The following is a 19369-nucleotide window of genomic DNA, read 5'->3' on the forward strand; positions in this document are numbered from 1 at the left end:
CCGCGGCCAGTTTTACCGTGCACATGCCGTTCGGCATCAGGAGATGAACATGGATTTGAACGCTGAAGTCGATCAGCTGGTCCGCCAATCCCAAGCCTGGGTCCCGTTGATCATGGAGTACGGCAGCCGCGTGTGCCTGGCGTTGCTGACCCTGGCCATCGGCTGGTGGGTCATCAACAAAGTCAGCGCGCGCCTGGGCAAGCTGGTTGGCCTGCGCAATGCCGACCTGGCATTGCAGGGGTTCATCAGCACCCTGGCCAATATCATCCTGAAGATCCTGCTGTTCGTCAGCGTGGCGTCGATGATCGGCATCGAGACCACCTCCTTCGTTGCGGCTATCGGTGCTGCCGGCCTGGCCATTGGCCTGGCGCTGCAGGGTAGCCTGGCGAACTTTGCCGGCGGTGTGCTGATCTTGATGTTCCGCCCGTTCCGCATCGGCGATTGGATCGAAGCGCAGGGTGTCAGCGGCACCGTGGACAGCATCCAGATTTTCCACACCGTGCTGCGCACCGGTGACAACAAGACGGTGATCATGCCTAACGGCAGCCTGTCCAACGGCATCATCACCAACACCAACCGCCAGCCGACCCGCAAAGTGGTGTTCGACGTGGGCGTGGATTACGAGGCCGACCTGCAAAAGGCGCGCAACGTGCTGCTGGAACTGGCGCAGGACCCGCGTGTGCTGGCCGACCCGGCACCGCAGGCGGTGATTTCGACGCTGGGCGACAGTTCGATCACCGTGTCGCTGCGTATCTGGACCAAGACGTCCGACTATTGGGATGTGATGTTCATGCTCAACGAGCATGCCCGTGACCGGTTGAAGGCCGAGGGCATCGATATTCCGTTTCCGCAGCGAGTGATTCGTGTGGTGCAGGAGACGGCTACCCAGTAACACTGCTGTTCAAATAAGCCGGGGCCGCTGTGCGCCCCATCGCCGGCAAGCCGGCTCCCACAGGTTCAGGTTGTCATCTAACTTTGTGGGAGCAACTGTCTTGTTCAAATTTCTGAGGGCATTCCATCCTCTGGGAAATCAGCCAGCCCTTTGGACCGCGTTGTCGAGCAGAGAACAATCAATACCAGACCTCCAGCGCCGACCACGATGTTGCTGACGGCATCAGGCGGAGTGATATCCGGCGCATCGAATTGCAGTGGGGTCGAGCTGTTGCCAGCGGCATCCACCAGACGGATATCCAGGGCTTCGCCATTCGCTTGAGCCGGGGAGAGGGTTACGCTGAATAAGCCATCAGCACCCACCACTCCGGTGCCGATTACGGTGCCCGTAGCATCCCGCACTTGAACAGTGGCGCCTGGTTCGCCGCGACCGGTGAGGGTTACACCTTCGGCCAGGGCAAGGTCAGTTGGCTGCGCAGGTGGCAGCAGGTCTTGCGAAATTACCGAGCCAGGCTGCGAAACGTTGCCAGCAGCATCGGTCAGCGTCACTTGCAGGGTGCTGCCGTCGACTACAGCCGGGTCCAGCGTCAGCAGGAAGGTGCCATCTGCACCCACGGTGCCAGTCGCCAGCACATTGCCGTCGGCATCCCGCACCTGAACCGTAGTCCCCGCTTCGCCACGGCCAGTCAGTTGGTGGCCAGCGAGGCCGATTACCAAATCAACAGGCGCGTCAGGCGGTGTGGTATCGCCGCCGTCGATATCCGGTGCGGTAACGGAGCTGGCAACCGAGGTATTGCCGGCTGCGTCAGTCGCGGTGGCCTGCAGTAGCTCACCATCGACCTGAGGCGGATCGAGGTTGATGCTGAACACGCCGGTCGGGCCGACCAGTGCGCTGCCCAGTTCGGTGCCATCCGCGGCGAGAATACGAACGGTGCTGCCTGGTTCGGCGCGGCCGGTAACGACGGTGCCGTTGGCGCTGACGGCCAACTCGGTAGGTGCGGCTGGTGCAGTGATGTCCGGCGCGGTGATCTGTGCGGGCAGAGAAGACAGGCCGGTGTCATCGATGGCGACGACATCGAGCAGTTCGCCGTTGGCTTGTGGTGGCGTGAGTTCAAGGGTGAAGGTGCCATCGGCGCCGGCAATGGCGCTGCCGATCAGCGTGCCATTGGCATCATGCACTTCTACGCGGCTACCGGCCGGCGCGGAACCGGTCAGGGTGGTGCCATCGGCATCGATGGCCAGGTCGCTTGGGCTGGCCGGGGCGGTGGTCAGTGGTACGTCGTATTCGAGGACGGCAGAAGCGTTGCCGCTTGCGTCGGTCTGCACCAGGCTCAGGTGTTCGCCAGATTGCACAGCCGGATCAAGGTCGATCAGGAACGTGCCATTGGCCAAGACAGTGCCGGTACCAATTACATTGCCGTTGGCATCGCGCACTTCCACAGTGGCCCCGGCTTCGCCGCGACCGCTGAGGACCAGGCCACCGGCGCCGACCACGATGTTGCTGACGGCATCAGGCGGAGTAATGTCCGGCGCATCGAACTGCAGTGGTGCGGAGCTGTTGCCAGCAGCGTCCACCAAACGGATGTCCAGCGCTTCGCCATTCGCTTGAGCCGGGGAGAGGGATACGCTGAATAAGCCATCAGCACCCACCACTCCGGTGCCTATCACAGTGCCCGCAGCGTCCCGCACTTGCACGGTGGCGCCTGGTTCACCGCGACCAGTAAGGGTCACGCCTTCAGCCAAGGCCAGGTCAGTCGGTTGTGCTGGTGGCAGCAGGTCTTGGGAGGTGACCGAACCTGGCTGCGAAACGTTGCCCGCCGCATCGGTCAGGGTCACCTGCAGGGTGCTGCCATCGATCACGGCAGGGTCCAGTGTCAGCAGGAACGTGCCATCTGCACCCACAGTGCCAGTCGCCAGCACATTGCCGGCGGCATCCCGCACCTGCACGGTGGTACCCGCTTCGCCACGGCCAGTCAGCTGGTGGCCAGCAAGGCCGACTACCAGGTCCACAGGTGCATCCGGCGCTGTTGTATCAGGAGGCGTTTCAACATCCGGGGCCGTAATGCCAGCAGCCGGCGATGTATTGCCGGCTGCGTCCTGTGCGGTCACTTCCAATGCCTGGCCATCGGTCTGCGGTGGCTGCAAATTGATGCTGAACTGCCCGTCAGCACCCGCCACCGCGCTGCCCAGCAATACGCCACCCGCACCTTGCACCGCCACCGTCGAGCCGGGTTCGGCGCGGCCGGTGAGGGTGGTGCCCTGTTCGTTGATGGCAAGATCGGTCGGTGCCAGCGGTGCCGTTGCATCCGGGGCGGTGACGCTGCCGGGGGCCGAGACATTGCCCGCACCATCGGTCAGGGTGACTTCAAGGTTTTCGCTGTTGATCTGCGGGGGATTCAACGCAACGTTGAAGCTGCCATCGGCACCGACCGTGCCGCTGCCGATCAGGTTGCCCGCGCCGTCGCGAATATTTACCGTGCTGCCGGCTTCGCCGCGGCCCGTCAGGCGCAGGCCATCAGGGGACACCAGCAGGTCGATCGGCGTGGCCGGCGCCGTGGTGTCGCCTGGGTCCGAGCCACCACTGCTGCCACCGCTGCTGTTGTCGGCCGCCGCCGCCGCGCCGCCAATACCCAGCAGGCTGAGCCCGGCAATGGCCCAGGTCGGCATCGCGTTGCCCGCCACACCGATACCCGCGACCAGTTCATCCAGCGAGGCCACTTCGTCGAACGTAAAGCCCGTAAAAGCCACCGCATCGTAGTTCGCATGCCACAGGGTGCCGTCCTCACCGACGAAGACGATGTCGCTGCCGACGCCGGCCTGATCCACGGCGAAGAAGTTGCCGATAGTGACCTTCTCGCCCGACTTCAGGGTGACGATCAGGTCTTGTCCGCGCTGGGTGACGGTTGCCACTTTATCGGGGGAAACCGGCATCTGCACGACGCCTGGCCCGTTGAGACTGACATTGCCCCAGGCACTCTGGGTGGCGACTGCGGATTGCTTATCGGCGACGACGATGTTGTCCATGGATGCTCCCTGCTGGTGTGCGGCTACACTGGCTCGACTTCAGCGAACCAGGGCCGGCGCAACGTCAATGCAACGTGTTGCGCTCAGCCTCGACCATGACGGCCGTGATACCGGTGGTTAGGGAGATATAGCAGCCCAGCGAGAAGCAACCAGATGGCTTTCTGGGTTAATCCTTTTGTAGGTATGCCTCAGCGAAGCCCCAGCCGACGCGCCAGCCGACTGAGGTTGGCGCGGTCCAGGCCGAGTTCGCGCGCGGCGGCGGCCCAGTTATCCGCATGCCTTTGCAGGCAGTTTTCGATCACTTGGCGTTGATAAAGGTCGACGGCTTCACGCAATCCGCCATCGGGCAGAGGCGCCTCCAGCAGGGGTGAGGGGGAGGGCAACTGGCCCGATGGGGCAGCGGCGCGCAGGTCAAGGTCGATGGCCTCAAGGGTGAGGATGCGCGGCCGTTCCGGGTGCTGGCCGAGCGCCTTGAGCGCCGAGCGGCCGATCAGGTGTTCGAGCTCGCGCACGTTGCCCGGCCAGTCATAGGCGAGCAGTGCAGCTTGGGCGTCGCTGCTCAGGCGCAGGCTGTTCAGGCCCAGGCGCGAACGGTTCTGTTCGAGGAAGTACCCTGCCAATAGCAGCACATCGCGCCCACGTTCACGCAGCGGAGGAACGTGCAACGGGTACACGCTCAGGCGATGGTAGAAGTCGGCGCGGAAGTTGCCATTGCGCACTTCTGCAGCCAGGTCGCGGTTGGTGGCTGCGATCAGGCGGACGTCGACCCGGTGTTCGCGGTCCGACCCCAGGCGTTGCAACTGGCCACTTTGCAGCACACGCAGCAGCTTGGCCTGCACGGTTAATGGCAACTCGCCGACCTCATCAAGAAACAGCGTGCCACCATTGGCCAGCTCGAACTTGCCGAGGCGTTCGCCGTGGGCGCCGGTAAAGGCGCCGCGCACGTGGCCGAACAGCTCGCTTTCCACCAGGGTATCGGGCAAGGCCGCGCAGTTGAGGCTGACCAGCGGTTTGTCGGCACGGTTGCTGGCCTGGTGCAGGGCTTGGGCCACCAGCTCTTTGCCAACGCCGGTCTCACCGGTGATCAGCACGGTCAACTCGCTGCCGCCGACCAGGCGTATCTCTTCCACCAGGCGCTTGTGTGCCGCGCTCTGGCCAATCAGTTCCTTGTCCTGGGCACTGGCCTGGCGGTAGAGCTCGGCGCGATGGTGTTCGTCCTCTGCGCGCAGGGCCAGGTGCTCGATACGCTCGGCCACGGTTACCGTGGCGGCAGCCAGGCTGGCGAAAGCCTGCAGCGCATCCAGCTCAAGGCTCTGGAACTGCCCGGGGGTCAGCGCGTCCAGGGTCAGCAGGCCCCAAGGGCGCTCATCGACCATCAACGGGCAGCCCATGCAGTCATGCACTTCAAGCGTGGCATCCGGGGCGTTGACCAGGCCGTCGTAGGGGTCGGGCAGGTCCGAGTCGCTGGCAAAGCGGGTGGGGTGTGGGCGGCTGAGGAGGATCTGGAAGCGCGGGTGCTCGCTGACCCGAAAGCGTCGTCCCAAGGTATCGGCACTCAGGCCGTCCACTGCCAGCGGCACCAGCCACTCACCGTCCAGGCGCAGCAGTGCGGCGGCGTCGCACGGCAACAGCCCGCGCATGGCCTGAAGCAAGCGGCGGTAGCGTTCCTGGTCGCTGAGGTCGCGGGACAAGTCGCTGACCAGGGGGAGGAGGGCGGTGAGCAGTGGCTTTGCAGTCATAGGGACTCCTTTTGGTCATTATGACTATACGCCCGAGCGAGTCGTTTTGACATGACGCGCGTCAACGCCCTGATTTTGCTGGGTATAAAAGTTGGCACGAATGGTGAAATACCCTAGGCAATCATTCGAAGCCATAGGCTCAGGAGTCGTTGCAATGCTCACTGCCGAACAACGTGCAATCGTCAAAGCCACTGTCCCCCTGCTGGAAAGCGGCGGCGAAGCGCTGACCACTCACTTCTACAAGATGATGCTCAACGAGTACCCGCAGGTGCGTCCGCTGTTCAACCAGGCCCACCAGGCCAGCGGCGACCAGCCACGTGCGTTGGCCAACGGCGTGCTGATGTATGCCCGCCATATCGACCAGCTCGAACAGCTCGGCGGCCTGGTCGGCCAGATCATCAACAAGCACGTTGCCTTGCAGATTCTGCCGGAGCACTACCCGATTGTGGGCAGCTGCCTGCTGCGCGCCATTGAAGAAGTGCTCGGCAAGGACATCGCCACACCAGAGGTGATCGCGGCCTGGGGCGCGGCGTATGGCCAGCTGGCCGACATCCTCATCGGCGCTGAAGAAAGCCTCTATAAAGAGAAGGAGCAAGCCGCCGGCGGATGGCGTGGTACCCGCGAGTTCCGCCTGGTACGCCGCGAGCAGGAAAGCAGCGAGATCGTCTCGTTCTACTTCGCCCCCGTGGACGGCAAGCCAGTGCTCAAGGCCGAGCCTGGGCAGTACATCGGCCTGCAGTTGTTCATCGACGGCGCCGAGCAGCGTCGCAACTACTCGCTGTCGGCCCTGTGCGACGGCACTGAATACCGCATCAGCGTCAAGCGCGAAGCCGGTGGCAAAGTGTCCAACTACCTGCACGATGAACTGGTGGTGGGCAAGACCCTGCAGCTGTTCCCACCTGCAGGCGACTTTACCCTGGCCGCCAGCGACAAGCCGCTGGTGCTGATCAGTGGCGGTGTGGGGATCACCCCGACCCTGGCGATGTTGCAGGCGGCACTGCAGACCCCGCGTGAAGTGCATTTCATCCACTGTGCGCGTAACGGCGCCGTGCATGCCTTCCGTGAGTGGGTCGACGGCCTGGCCGAGCGCCATCCACAGCTCAAGCGCTTCTACTGCTATGCCGAGCCGCAAGGCGGCGCTGCGGCCGATGCCGTGGGCCTGCTGAGCGAAGACCTGCTGGCCGAGTGGCTGCCACGTGAACGTGACGTCGATGCCTACTTCCTGGGGCCTAAAGCCTTCATGGCGGCGGTCAAGCGCCAGCTGAAGGGCCTGGGTGTGCCGGAGCAGCAGAGCCGCTACGAGTTCTTCGGGCCAGCAGCAGCGCTGGAGTAAACACCCAGCAGTCCTAGCTGTTGTAGGAGCAGCCTTGTGCTGCGCCTACCTGCTTATATAAAGGAGAGATGAAACAGCCCGCCAAGCTTTCATCTTTAATCCTCCTTTAATCACGGTATCCTTCACTCCCAGGTGTCGAGGGGCTTGCCCCTGCGCGGCACCCGGGTAGCCGCTTTTTTGCCGTGTGACGTTGAACCGACGTCACAATGGCCGGTCTCAGCCATCTCGGATAGCCCTGCGCAGTGCTATCACGTTGCCCCCTCGGCACGCTAAAGGCCCTGCCCAGCGTGTAGAATCGCGCGCAGGCAGGCGGACCACGCGGCCACTCTCCATCCAAGGAACCGGCAATGAACGAACAAACTTCGCGCCTGAATCGGGAACGGCGCTTTCTGGTGCTGCTGGGGCTGATCTGCCTGTCGCTGATCGGCGGCGCCCTTTATATGCAAGTGGTATTGGGCGAGGCGCCTTGCCCGCTGTGCATCCTGCAGCGCTATGCCTTGCTGTTTATCGCCGTGTTTGCCTTCATCGCCGCCGCGATGCCCGGGCGGCGCAGCCTGACGGTCTTCGAAGGCTTGGTGGTACTCAGCGCCATCGGGGGAATCGTTGCGGCCGGCAACCATGTGTATATACTCGCCAACCCCATGGTCAGTTGCGGCATCGATACCCTGCAGCCGATCGTCGACGACCTGCCCCTGGCCAAGCTGTGGCCGCTGGCATTCCAGGTCGATGGCTTCTGCAGCACGCCGTACCCACCGATCCTCGGTCTGTCGCTGGCGCAGTGGGCGCTGGTCGCATTTGTCCTGACGGCCATTCTGGTTCCGCTGGGCATCTACCGCAACCGACGTCAGGCTTAGACAAAAGTCCCGAATTGCATGAGGTCTTTTGCACGTCGTGAGATGCGCAGAAAGTTGCTCCCCGCTTGATCCAGATCAATCACAAAGCCTTGTAGAATGCGGCTTTGAGGGCTACCCGGCGGGGTGCGACAAACTGTCGCGAAGTTGATTCTTCGGGTCGCATTGTTACGTATTCTGTAAAAGACTGTTGCTCAATAAGTCATAGTCAAGGGTTGGCGACCTATCTACAATCGCCCCCAATTTCCGTTCGGCACTGCTTGCGAGTCGCAGGATTGAAGGAAGCCCCAGCGCTCCCTTTTGCTGACTTCGTCAAGTTTCGCCCAGCGGCGATACCGAGCGGACACCCCTCCGCGTTTTCCCGCACCAAATGGACTTGGTCTGAAGTACAGGCCTGTTGCCTACGAAACCATAAGCACCGCTAACACGCTTGAGCCAAGGTCCTGCAGTCGGACCCCAGGCAGGAGCGAGTACGGGCGCGAAATGCCGCACTTGGCAGGACGAAGTGTTGGCTACCAAAACACAAATTGCATTGAAGCAAGCTGATCTAGAGGTCGTGAGATGAGTAAAAAGCGTTACCCCAGACTGTTTGGCATATTGCCCTTTTTAGGCATGCTTTTACTCAGTGGGTGCAACTGGACCCTGCTCGACCCGAAAGGTCAGGTCGGCATTGAGCAAAAGAACCTCATCCTCATCGCTACCGGCCTGATGCTGCTGGTGGTGATCCCGGTCATCATCATGACCGTGGCGTTCGCCTGGAAGTACCGTGCTTCCAACAAGGCGGCCACCTACACCCCCGACTGGTCGCACTCGACCAAGATCGAGGCCGCGGTGTGGATCATCCCGATCATCATCATCATCGCCCTGGGTTATGTCACCTACAAGTCCACCCACAAGCTGGACCCGTATCGTCCGCTGGATTCCGACGTCAAGCCGATCCAGATCGACGTGGTTGCACTGGACTGGAAGTGGCTGTTCATCTACCCGGAGCAGGGCATCGCGACGGTCAACAAGATCAACTTCCCGGCTAACACCCCGGTCAACTTCCGCGTCACCTCCGACGCCGTGATGAACTCGTTCTTCATCCCGGGCCTGGGCGGCCAGATCTACGCCATGGCCGGCATGACCACCAAGCTGCACCTGATCGCCAACGAAAACGGCGAATTCGACGGTATCAGCGCCAACTACAGCGGCGCTGGCTTCACCGGCATGAAATTCAAGGCTACTGCAACTTCCCAGGAAGACTTCGACAAGTGGGTCGCCGAAGTGAAGCAGTCGCCGCTGAAACTGGGCAAAGCCGAGTACGAAGCTCTGGCCAAACCTAGCGAATACAACCCAGTCGCGCTGTACAGCGAGGCCCCGGCAGAGCTGTTCCAGTCCATCGTCGACAAGTACGAAGGCATGAACCGCGGCAAGCCGGTCCACGAAGAAGCAGGCAGCAAAGATCTGGCCACTACCAAGGGTGTGGAATCGAGTATGCAACCAGCTGCCGGTGCAGAGGAGTAAGAGATGTTCGGTAAATTAAGCCTGGAGGCGATACCCTATCACGAGCCGATAGTCATGGTGACGCTTGCCATGATCGCGCTCGGCGGTATCGCTGTCGTCGGTCTTATCACCTATTTCCGCAAGTGGACCTACTTGTGGAGCGAGTGGTTGACGACTGTCGACCACAAGAAAATCGGGGTGATGTACATCATCGTCGCGATGATCATGCTGCTGCGCGGCTTTGCCGACGCCATCATGATGCGTACCCAGCTGGCTGCGGCCACTGGCGGATCCGAAGGCTACCTGCCGCCTGAACACTATGACCAGATCTTCACCGCTCACGGTGTGATCATGATCATCTTCATGGCGATGCCGTTCTTCACCGGCCTGATGAACCTGGCCCTGCCTCTGCAGATCGGTGCACGTGACGTTGCCTTCCCGTTCCTGAACTCCCTGAGCTTCTACCTGCTGCTGGCAGGCGTGCTGCTGGTCAACATCTCCCTGGGCGTCGGCGAATTCGCCAAGACCGGTTGGGTTGCCTATCCGCCGCTCGCGGGTATTCAGTACAGCCCTGGCGTGGGTGTCGACTACTACATCTGGGCGCTACAGCTATCGGGCCTAGGTACGACGCTTACCGGTGTGAACTTCCTCGTCACCGTGATGAAGATGCGCGCACCTGGCATGAAACTGATGGACATGCCGATCTTCACCTGGACCTGCACCTGGGCCAACGTGCTGATCGTCGCTTCGTTCCCGATCCTGACCGCTGCACTCGCACTGCTGACTGTTGACCGTTATCTGGACTTCCACATTTTCACCAACGAGCTTGGTGGGAACCCGATGATGTACGTCAACCTGTTCTGGGCGTGGGGTCACCCTGAGGTTTACATCCTGATCCTGCCGGCCTTCGGCGTGTTCTCGGAAGTGACTTCGACGTTCTCTGGCAAGCGTCTGTTTGGCCACCACTCGATGATCTACGCATCGGGCGCAATCGCCATTCTGGGCTTTGCCGTATGGCTGCACCACTTCTTCACCATGGGTGCCGGCGCGAGCGTCAACACCTTCTTCGGCCTGGCGACGATGCTGATCTCCATTCCGACCGGTGTGAAACTGTTCAACTGGCTGTTCACCATGTACCAGGGCCGTGTGCGTTTCACTGCACCGATGCTGTGGACCCTGGGCTTCATGATCACCTTCTCCATCGGTGGCATGACTGGCGTACTGCTGGCCGTTCCAGGTGCTGACTTCGTTCTGCACAACAGCCTGTTCGTAATTGCTCACTTCCACAACGTGATCATCGGTGGCGCGGTATTCGGCTACATCGCCGGTTTCGCCTTCTGGTTCCCGAAAGCCTTTGGTTTCACCCTGAACGAGAAGTGGGGCAAAGCTGCCTTCTGGTTCTGGATCTCGGGCTTCTACGTTGCGTTCATGCCGCTGTACGCCCTGGGCTTCATGGGCATGACCCGTCGTCTGAACCACTCCGACAACCCACTGTGGGAACCCTACCTGTACGTTGCCGTGGTCGGCGCCGTGCTGATCCTGTTCGGTATCGCTTGCCAGCTGATCCAGCTCTACGTTTCGGTCCGCGACCGCAACCAGAACCTGGACGTGACCGGCGACCCATGGGGCGGTCGTACTCTGGAATGGTCGACTTCGTCGCCACCTCCGTTCTACAACTTCGCCCACATGCCTGAGCAGGTTGGCCTGGACGCATGGCACGAAACCAAGGAAATCGGCGCTGCTTACAAGCCGGCAACCAAGTTCGACGCCATCCACATGCCGAGCAACACCGCTACCGGTTTGTTCATGGGCCTGTTCCTGACCGTCTTCGGCTTTGCCTTCATCTGGCACATCTGGTGGCTGGTAGGCGCGAGCCTGGTTGCAACCATCGCTGTCTTCGTTCGCCACGCTGCGCGTGACGACCAGGGCTACATGGTTCCGGCCGAAGAAGTGGCGCGCATCGAAGGCGAGCGTATGAAAGCGCTGGCCAAAGCAGGTGCTCTGCCTGCCGGCGCACGTGTCGAATCGTTTGAGCGGGTGTAATCAATGTCCAGTCAAGTAATCCACGGCGCTGCTCATGGTCACGACCATGGGCACGACGATCACCACCACGACTCGGGCCAGATGACCGTACTCGGTTTCTGGCTGTACCTGATGACCGACTGCATCCTGTTTGCGTCGCTCTTCGCTACCTACGCGGTGCTGTCCGGCAGTTTTGCCGGCGGCCCGTCGGGTCATGACATTTTCCAGCTCGACTTCGTAGCTGTTGAAACTGCCTTCCTGCTGCTGTCCTCGATCACCTTCGGCTTCGCCATGCTGAAGCTGTTCGATGGCAAGAAAGCAGGTGTACTGGGCTGGTTGGCCGTGACCTTCCTGTTCGGTGCCGGCTTCATCGCGATGGAAATCTACGAGTTCCATCACCTGATCGCTGAGGGCTTCGGCCCGCAGCGCAGTGGCTTCCTGTCGGCGTTCTTCGCGCTGGTCGGTACCCACGGTCTGCACGTGACTGCAGGTCTGATCTGGATGGCAATCCTGATGTATCAGATCAGCACCAAGGGCATTACCCCGACTGCCAAGACCCGCATGAGCTGCCTGAGCCTGTTCTGGCACTTCCTGGACGTGGTCTGGATCTGCGTATTCACCGTCGTCTACCTGCTGGGGGTTCTGTAATGGCTAACGCACACGACACTCATCACGAAGGTAATCACGGCAGCGTGAAGTCCTACATGATCGGCTTTGTACTGTCGATCATCCTGACCGCTATCCCGTTCGGCCTGGTGATGTACCCAAGCCTGCCGAAGAACCTGACCGTTCTGATCGTGGTCGCCATGGCTGTCATTCAGGTTGTAGTGCACCTCGTGTACTTCCTGCACATGGACCGCTCGAAAGAGCAGCGTTCCAACGTGTCGACGTTCCTGTTTACCACCATGGTAATTGCACTGCTGGTCGGCCTGTCGCTGTGGATCATGTTCAACATCCACATCGAAATGATGGCCAAGTGAGGTAAGACTGCATGTCCGTTAAGCACTTTATCCAAATCACCAAACCGGGGATCATTTTCGGTAACGTGCTTTCCGTGGCAGGCGGATTCTTCCTTGCCGCGAAGGGCCATGTAGACTTCGCCCTGTTCCTGGCGGTGGTGGTAGGTACTTCCCTGGTGGTGGCGTCCGGTTGCGTGTTCAACAACTGCATCGACCGCGACATCGACATCAAGATGGAACGTACCAAGAACCGCGTCATGGTCCAGGGCGGCATGTCGCTGCCCCTCGCGCTGATTTACGCCACCCTGCTTGGGGTGGCGGGTTTCAGCCTGCTGTATGTCCAGGCCAACCCACTGTCGGCGTTCTGTGCGCTGATCGGCTTCGTCGTCTACGTCGGTTTCTACAGCCTCTGGCTGAAGCGTAAATCGGTGCACGGCACCTTGGTCGGCAGCCTTTCGGGTGCCATGCCTCCGGTGATCGGCTACTGCGCCGTCAGCAACAGCTTCGACCTGGCTGCAGTGACCCTGCTGGTGATGTTCAGCCTGTGGCAGATGCCGCACAGCTTCGCGATCGCCATCTTCCGCTTCAAGGACTACAGCGCTGCCAACATTCCGGTTCTGCCGGTGGCACGCGGTATTCTTGCTGCCAAGAAGCAGATCGTGCTGTACGTGCTGGCCTTCGTGCTCGCCACCCTGATGCTCACCCTCGGCGGTTACGCCGGCCTCAGCTACCTGGCCGTGGCAGCTGCCATGGGCCTGTACTGGCTGTACATGGCCTGGGGTGGCTACAAGGCCGAGGACGACAGCAAGTGGGCCCGCAAGGTGTTTGGCTTCTCTATCCTCACTGTCACTGCCCTGAGCGTGATGATGTCGGTGGACAGCCAGACTGCTGCGGACGTGCTGATGACCTACGCACGCTGATACCGCTGCCTGTTACACGAAAACCCCGGCCATGTGCCGGGGTTTTTTTATGGGTGTTCTGGGCAAGTCCCAATGCCTGTGTATATTCCTGTGGGAGCGGGCTCTCCCCGCGAAGAGGCCGGCCCTGAAAACACAAAATTCTAATTTTCAAAAAATACATCTGAAAAATTCTAATAAAACAGGAAATTGCCCTTTACAGATATCCTGTTTCGGCACTATCTTCTGATCCAGGCCGCCACATCGGCCAACGTCGCTCGGACGGTTCCGGGCGCTTACGTACTCAGAGGAAGCCATGGCCAACCCAGGTTCGCCGCGCCGCTTTGCGCGCATCGATCGTCTCCCCCCTTACGTCTTCAACATCACCGCCGAGCTCAAGATGGCCGCCCGCCGTCGTGGCGAAGACATTATCGACCTGAGCATGGGCAACCCCGATGGCGCGACCCCGCCGCACATCGTCGAGAAGCTGGTGCAGGTCGCCCAGCGTGAAGATACGCACGGCTACTCCACCTCCCGCGGCATCCCACGCCTGCGCCGGGCCATTTCCAACTGGTACAAGGAGCGCTACGAGGTCGACATCGACCCGGAAAGCGAAGCCATTGTCACCATCGGTTCCAAGGAAGGCCTGGCTCACCTGATGCTCGCCACCCTCGACCAGGGCGACACGGTGCTGGTGCCCAACCCCAGCTACCCGATCCACATCTACGGTGCGGTGATTGCCGGCGCCCAGGTGCGTTCGGTGCCGCTGGTGCCGGGTGTGGACTTCTTCAATGAGCTCGAGCGGGCGATACGCGAATCGATACCCAAGCCGAAGATGATGATTCTCGGCTTCCCGTCCAACCCGACCGCGCAGTGCGTGGAGCTGGACTTCTTCGAGCGCGTGGTGGCCTTGGCCAAGCAGTATGACGTGCTGGTGGTGCATGACCTGGCGTACGCCGACATCGTCTACGACGGCTGGAAAGCCCCGTCGATCATGCAGGTGCCGGGGGCCAAGGACATCGCGGTGGAGTTCTTCACGCTGTCCAAGAGCTACAACATGGCCGGCTGGCGTATCGGCTTCATGGTCGGCAACCCCGAGCTGGTCAACGCTCTGGCGCGCATCAAGAGCTACCACGACTACGGCACCTTCACGCCTTTGCAGGTGGCAGCCATTGCCGCGCTGGAAGGCGACCAACAGTGCGTGCGCGATATCGCCGAGCAGTACCGCCAGCGCCGCAACCTGTTGGTGAAGGGGTTGCACGAGTTGGGCTGGATGGTCGAGAACCCCAAGGCTTCGATGTACGTGTGGGCTAAGATTCCGCCGGAGTATGCGCACCTCGGGTCCCTGGAGTTTTCCAAGAAGCTGTTGGCTGAGGCCAAGGTGTGTGTGTCGCCGGGCATCGGCTTTGGTGACTACGGTGATGATCACGTGCGCTTTGCCCTGATCGAGAACCAGGACCGTATTCGCCAGGCGATTCGCGGCATCCGCCAGATGTTCAGGGCGGATGGTTTGACCCGCAAGTAAACAGCGAGGGGCCGCGTGGCGGCCCCTCGTTATATCAGCTGGGCTGGCCTTCCGACTGCCTGGCGATTATTCGCGCCACTACCTTCAGCACTCATTTTCCTGTTCAGGTATCCAAATGAGTGTATTCACAGCGTATTTCTGCGGCACCGGTTCCCACCGCTTCGATGCTGCCAACCCCAATTTCTGGAACGGCGAGCTGGTCTCGACATTGGCCAGCAACGATCAGGGGCGTGAGTTCGCCCACTGGATTGCGGTTGACGGGCCAGGTAGCGGCAACCTTCAGGATGACGAATTGTTCGTTGAACCAGGTGGCTACTTTAACTGGAGTGGTCAGTTGTTTGGCCGTGGTTGGGAAGAAAACGTGAGCCATGTGCTGAACGTGATCAAGGGTGAGAGCAATTGGCAGCGCACCAAACTCACTGAGGATGCGTACACAAGGCTGAAAGACGCAGGCGTGCCGATCCCGGATGCGTCCGCCACGGCTTCCTGGTTCTGGCGGACCTATGACTACGGCGATCGCCACCCGACCCCGCAGGCGCTGCAGGAACAGATCATCACTATATTCCGCGAACCGCGCTTGCCCACCCAGGTCAACCTAGTGGGTTGGAGCCGTGGCGGCATCAGTTGCCATATGCTGGCCAATGCGATGGCTGAGGATCCGGACTTGAAGGATATTCCGGTCAACATCTTCGCCATCGACCCCGTGCCCGGTGTCGGCAACGTGCAAACCGAGCGGGTGAGCCTGGCGGGCAATGTCCGCGAATATGTCGGATTCTATTCGCGTGACGAACGCTCCAAGGGCTTCGCCTGCGTGATCCCTGCCGTCGACCCCGGCACGCGCATGTGCATCTACCCAATGCCAGGCCGGCATGCCACCTTGGTGGGTAATGCCTCGGCTGACGGGGCGAGCGACGGCAAGGTGCTGGTCGAACCCGGGTTAATCGTGCGGCATTTCGCCGAAGTCTGCCTGACCCGTTGGGGTGCCGAACTGGACAAGTGCCTGGCGCTGGATGACAACCAACTGATGCAGCATCACTTGGCTATGGCGGCCGCCGATGAGCACTACCAGGCCATGCGCAGCCAGTCATATACCGTCATCACCGAAGGCCAAAAAGACGACCGGCTGGTGCACTGTGGCGAAACCCGCACGCGCTTCAGCCAGGTGCGCAGTGACCGTTATGACCCTCGCGAAGGCTTGGGCCTGCAGCACTGGGATGCCAACACTTACAAGGCCCTGCGCTAGGCCGGGCAGGCGGGCAGCCGCTGTGCTGTTCGCCCATTTTTCTGGCTGTGGAGTTTGCCGGATCAGTGGCAATTTTTTTTGCATTCCCCCTCTATCCAGCCGGCCCCGGTTGGAATGAAAATGGCGCCGCGGGCCCAGCCCCGATAACAACAACCTTCCCTCCGTGGCCTCATGTCCGAATATAACCCTTGCCTTGACTGCGGCGCCTGCTGCGGGTACTTCCGTGTGTCCTTCTTCTGGGGCGAATGCCAGTCTGCCGGGGGCGTTGTGCCTGACGACCTGGTGGTGCAGATCAACCCTACACGGGTCGCGATGATCGGCACCGATGCCAAGCCTTGCCGCTGCGTCAGCCTTGCCGGCGAGATCGGCAAAGAGGTGGCGTGCACCATCTACGCCAACCGCTCGAGCCCTTGCCGAGAGTTCGAAGCGTCGTGGGAGGGTGGGGTGCACAACCCGAGCTGCGACGATGCACGCGCGGCCTATGGCTTGCCGCCGTTGACCCCGCCTGGGGCCAACGAGCCGCATTGGCCGGATGATGATGGGGCTGAGGTGGCCTGACCTTTTTGGGTCGCCTGTGCCGGCCCTTTCGCGGGGCAAGCCCGCTCCCACAGGACCGTTGCAAGACCTGTGGGCGAAGCAAGTCACCGATCCTGTGGGAGCGGGCTTGCCCCGCGAAAGGGCCATCAGCTGTAAGAAGATTCTGAACTTGAAACCAAATGCTTCAGGTTGGCAAGCGCGTGGAATTATCCTACGGCTTGTGTCGGACGCCGTCTGATAGTCAGGCAAGTACCTCAGGGTTAACGTCTCGCCGTCGCTGCTATTGGCGATCGGGTGTGAGAAGCCCGCTGTTTTGAGGTGGCTTGCCAGTTATGGCAGCCGTGCGCGTGCAGACTTCGGTCTGGCCGTGGTGCCTCGGGACACGGTCTTCTCACCTCGCGTACGGCTGCCACCCAATCTGTGAGAAGGATGAGTGGTTGCTTCTGAAAATTTTTCGAGGTGACTATGAAGAAGCTCGTCCCAGACCCACCCACTTTCCCAATCCCTTATATCTCGATAATCGCCGACCTCTCCCATGCAGAGGCAAGGTCCCAGGCAGCCAAACTCATGGGCAGCCTTTCCCAAACCATCGAGCTTTACCTCAAAGCCGAAGACAGCCTGCAACGCAGCGCCCTCCTCGAAAACATGTCCGCCCTGACCGAATTGCTTCATGCGCTGTTCGCCCACATAAAGGCGCAGGAGGCAGTGGAATGAGCAATCACCTGAAAAGCCATACCACCGCTGGCGTGGAGACGTTTCTCGAATTGTTCCGCATCGAACCGGGCATCCCCCTTGATCACGCGTTCGACGAATTGTCTGTGTTGCTGGGGTGCATACGCCACCTCAGCGAAGAGGCCGAGATGGAGGGCAACAAGGTTGCAGGCAGCGCTGCACGGATACTCAGTGCCATGGCCAAGGCGCTGATCAACGACATGGAAATGGGGTTGAACCGGGGCGTCTGAGTGGTAGAGCAGACGAGCGCCGCGCGCGCGGCGCTCGATTTCCGCCCCAACGCAAAACCCCGGCACACACTGGCCCACGCTCAAACACACGATAAAACCCAACGCATCCCCCAGCCGCCTCGCTTGACGTTAAACTGTCATCTCCCCAGCAATGGACAGGAGATCCGGCGTGACCCCACCCCGCAGTTTCCCCAGTGACCTCTGCCTCGACAGCCCCCGCCTGCAATTGCGCCCGATGCGCCATGGCGATGCCGCGCAATGGCTGGCGATCATGGCCGACCCCGAGGTCATGCGTTATTGGCACCACGCACCCTGGCAAGACCTCGCCGAGGCCGAAAGCGCCCTGGCTGCCGACCGTGAAGCCTATGCCAATGGCGACCAGCTCAAGCTCGGCATGTACCGCCGTGACAACGGCGAACTCATCGGCATGGTCCAACTGTTCAACATCGATGACGTATCCCGCCGTGGCGAGATCGGCTATTGCCTGGCCAGCGCCGTACAGGGCAGGGGGTACATGGACGAGGCATTGACCTGCTTCATCGACTACCTCGCTCACACCCTGCACATGCGCCGCCTGGAGGGCGAGATCGACCCGCGCAACCAAGGCTCGGCACGCACGCTCGAACGCCAGGGCTTCGTGCTCGAAGGTACCCTGCGGGCACGCTGGTGCGTGGCCGGCGAGCTGTCCGACTCGGGCATCTATGGCCTGCTGCTGGAACCACCAGTTGTTTAGTGTTATGGCTAACCTCGACTTTCATCGTCTGCTGTACATCACGCTACCGGTGGTGACCCTGCGCGGCACGTACTAAACGCCTGGAAGCGGGGCAGGGCCTGGGTTATGGTCGCAGCCTGTCCCGTTTTCCCCAGGTGTGCCCCTTTGCCCGTTTTCTACCTGAGCATCAGCCTGTTCCTGTACCTGCTCGCGCTGTTTTTCGATGGCGTGCTGATGAGTGGCGACCGCCACATGCCCGCCCTGCAGATGTTGCTGTACGGGCCATGGGGCATGCCCTTCGGGTTGTATCAATGGTTTGCCAATCCGCTGCTGGCCGTGGCGATTCTTGCCCATCGACGTTTCCGTCGGTTGGCCTTGGCATGCGGTGTGGCGGCGTTGTATCTGGCTGCCAGCAGTTTCGGAATTGACCGATTGCCAGACAGCCAAAGCTACGCGTTTCATGACCGCACCGGTTTTGGTGCGGGCTTTTATCTGTGGCTCACCGCGATGGGGGTGTTCTGCGCAGGCCAGGCCTGGCATTGCTGGAAGGCCCGCAGCGCCGACGACATGCCCGGCTGGCGTTGGCTCGATGTGGCGTTGATAGCGGCGCTGGGTGTCGCGTTGTATGCCGCAACGCAGATGCCGTCGTTGCGTTTCGAGCCCAACAAGGTGCTGATGCCGCCGGAACAGCCACAGACATTTTGATATCCACAGGGGGAAATAGTCATGAATAAGTATCACCTGACGGGCCTGGCGCTGGCGTGTGTGCTGCCGCTGGCCATGGCCGAAGAAAATTCGCCGAGCTATGGCCAATGCATGGACAAGGCGTCCAGCACAGTGGCCATGAGCAGTTGCATCCAGGCCGAGACCCAGTTGCAGGACCAGCGCTTGAACCGGGTGTACAAACAGTTGATGGGCAAGCTGGAGGCAGCGCAGCAAAAACGCCTGCGCGAAGTACAGCGCAAGTGGATCGCCTACCGTGATGACAACTGCACGTTCCACGTACACGCCAGTGGCGGGACGATGGCGCAGCTGGAAGGCGGCGTGTGCGTGATGGACATGACCCGGGACCGGGCGGCCGAGCTTGAGCGAGTACTCAGCCCGGGGCAGTGAGATGGGCGCACGTTTGTGTAGGAGCGGCCTTGCGTCGCGAAAGGGCCGCACAGCGGCCCCAGATTTCGGCGTCATAG

The 19369-nt window shown here is 61.1% G+C and carries 18 protein-coding genes; 16 read left to right on the plus strand and 2 right to left on the minus strand.

The window, feature by feature from the left end:
• Positions 1-49 precede the first annotated feature (49 nt).
• Positions 50-892 carry a mechanosensitive ion channel family protein gene (locus ACMCNM_RS06495; RefSeq protein ID WP_027594031.1) on the plus strand — a complete coding sequence of 281 codons (843 nt, stop codon included), beginning with the start codon at positions 50-52 and terminating at the stop codon, positions 890-892.
• A gap of 104 nt (positions 893-996) precedes the next feature.
• Here the strand turns inward: ACMCNM_RS06495 and ACMCNM_RS06500 are convergent, their stop codons facing one another.
• Positions 997-3915, minus strand: coding sequence for an Ig-like domain-containing protein (locus ACMCNM_RS06500; RefSeq protein ID WP_412764104.1), 2919 nt, complete (start codon positions 3913-3915; stop codon positions 997-999).
• 188 nt (positions 3916-4103) lie between these two features.
• Positions 4104-5654 carry a nitric oxide reductase transcriptional regulator NorR gene (gene norR, locus ACMCNM_RS06505; protein WP_412764105.1) on the minus strand — a complete coding sequence of 517 codons (1551 nt, stop codon included), beginning with the start codon at positions 5652-5654 and terminating at the stop codon, positions 4104-4106.
• Positions 5655-5808: 154 nt separating this feature from the next.
• Here norR and hmpA point away from each other — a divergent pair, with 154 nt between their 5' ends.
• From hmpA to ACMCNM_RS06580, 15 genes are all read left to right on the plus strand, one after another.
• On the plus strand, positions 5809-6987 hold the full coding sequence (gene hmpA / locus ACMCNM_RS06510) for an NO-inducible flavohemoprotein (protein WP_252826719.1): 1179 nt from the start codon (positions 5809-5811) through the stop codon (positions 6985-6987).
• 347 nt (positions 6988-7334) lie between these two features.
• A complete protein-coding gene (locus ACMCNM_RS06515) occupies positions 7335-7841 on the plus strand; it encodes a disulfide bond formation protein B (RefSeq protein ID WP_027595503.1) in 507 nt (168 codons plus the stop codon).
• 558 nt (positions 7842-8399) lie between these two features.
• Entirely contained in the window at positions 8400-9344 is a 945-nt protein-coding gene (cyoA, locus tag ACMCNM_RS06520; RefSeq protein ID WP_027595504.1) for a ubiquinol oxidase subunit II, read from the plus strand.
• Between the two features lie 3 nt (positions 9345-9347).
• Positions 9348-11366, plus strand: a complete 2019-nt coding sequence (gene cyoB / locus ACMCNM_RS06525) for a cytochrome o ubiquinol oxidase subunit I (protein ID WP_027595505.1) — start codon at positions 9348-9350, stop codon at positions 11364-11366.
• A 3-nt stretch (positions 11367-11369) separates the two neighbouring features.
• Positions 11370-11993, plus strand: a complete 624-nt coding sequence (gene cyoC, locus ACMCNM_RS06530) for a cytochrome o ubiquinol oxidase subunit III (protein ID WP_027595506.1) — start codon at positions 11370-11372, stop codon at positions 11991-11993.
• A complete protein-coding gene (gene cyoD / locus ACMCNM_RS06535; protein WP_027595507.1) occupies positions 11993-12325 on the plus strand; it encodes a cytochrome o ubiquinol oxidase subunit IV in 333 nt (110 codons plus the stop codon). The genes cyoC and cyoD overlap by 1 nt, the downstream gene beginning before the upstream one ends.
• A gap of 11 nt (positions 12326-12336) precedes the next feature.
• Positions 12337-13224, plus strand: a complete 888-nt coding sequence (gene cyoE, locus ACMCNM_RS06540) for a heme o synthase (protein WP_027595508.1) — start codon at positions 12337-12339, stop codon at positions 13222-13224.
• 292 nt (positions 13225-13516) lie between these two features.
• Complete coding sequence (gene alaC, locus ACMCNM_RS06545; protein WP_027595509.1) at positions 13517-14725, plus strand: alanine transaminase; 1209 nt, start codon at positions 13517-13519, stop codon at positions 14723-14725.
• A 115-nt stretch (positions 14726-14840) separates the two neighbouring features.
• Positions 14841-15968 carry a hypothetical protein gene (locus tag ACMCNM_RS06550; RefSeq protein ID WP_412764106.1) on the plus strand — a complete coding sequence of 376 codons (1128 nt, stop codon included), beginning with the start codon at positions 14841-14843 and terminating at the stop codon, positions 15966-15968.
• Positions 15969-16139: 171 nt separating this feature from the next.
• The gene (locus ACMCNM_RS06555; RefSeq protein ID WP_085272629.1) at positions 16140-16526 is read left to right on the plus strand and encodes a YkgJ family cysteine cluster protein; all 387 of its coding nucleotides are present in this window, start codon (positions 16140-16142) and stop codon (positions 16524-16526) included.
• Between the two features lie 444 nt (positions 16527-16970).
• Positions 16971-17219, plus strand: coding sequence for a hypothetical protein (locus ACMCNM_RS06560; protein ID WP_172960340.1), 249 nt, complete (start codon positions 16971-16973; stop codon positions 17217-17219).
• Positions 17216-17467: a DUF3077 domain-containing protein gene (locus tag ACMCNM_RS06565; protein ID WP_412764107.1), complete on the plus strand. Its 252-nt coding sequence runs from the start codon at positions 17216-17218 to the stop codon at positions 17465-17467. The genes ACMCNM_RS06560 and ACMCNM_RS06565 overlap by 4 nt, the downstream gene beginning before the upstream one ends.
• A gap of 169 nt (positions 17468-17636) precedes the next feature.
• Complete coding sequence (locus ACMCNM_RS06570) at positions 17637-18200, plus strand: GNAT family N-acetyltransferase (RefSeq protein WP_186675503.1); 564 nt, start codon at positions 17637-17639, stop codon at positions 18198-18200.
• A 144-nt stretch (positions 18201-18344) separates the two neighbouring features.
• Positions 18345-18884, plus strand: a complete 540-nt coding sequence (locus ACMCNM_RS06575) for a hypothetical protein (RefSeq protein WP_186675506.1) — start codon at positions 18345-18347, stop codon at positions 18882-18884.
• A 21-nt stretch (positions 18885-18905) separates the two neighbouring features.
• The gene (locus tag ACMCNM_RS06580) at positions 18906-19292 is read left to right on the plus strand and encodes a lysozyme inhibitor LprI family protein (RefSeq protein WP_412764108.1); all 387 of its coding nucleotides are present in this window, start codon (positions 18906-18908) and stop codon (positions 19290-19292) included.
• Positions 19293-19369: the final 77 nt, after the last annotated feature.

It is taken from the genome of Pseudomonas sp. NGC7 (assembly GCF_047159675.1).
Taxonomy (GTDB): domain Bacteria; phylum Pseudomonadota; class Gammaproteobacteria; order Pseudomonadales; family Pseudomonadaceae; genus Aquipseudomonas; species Aquipseudomonas kermanshahensis.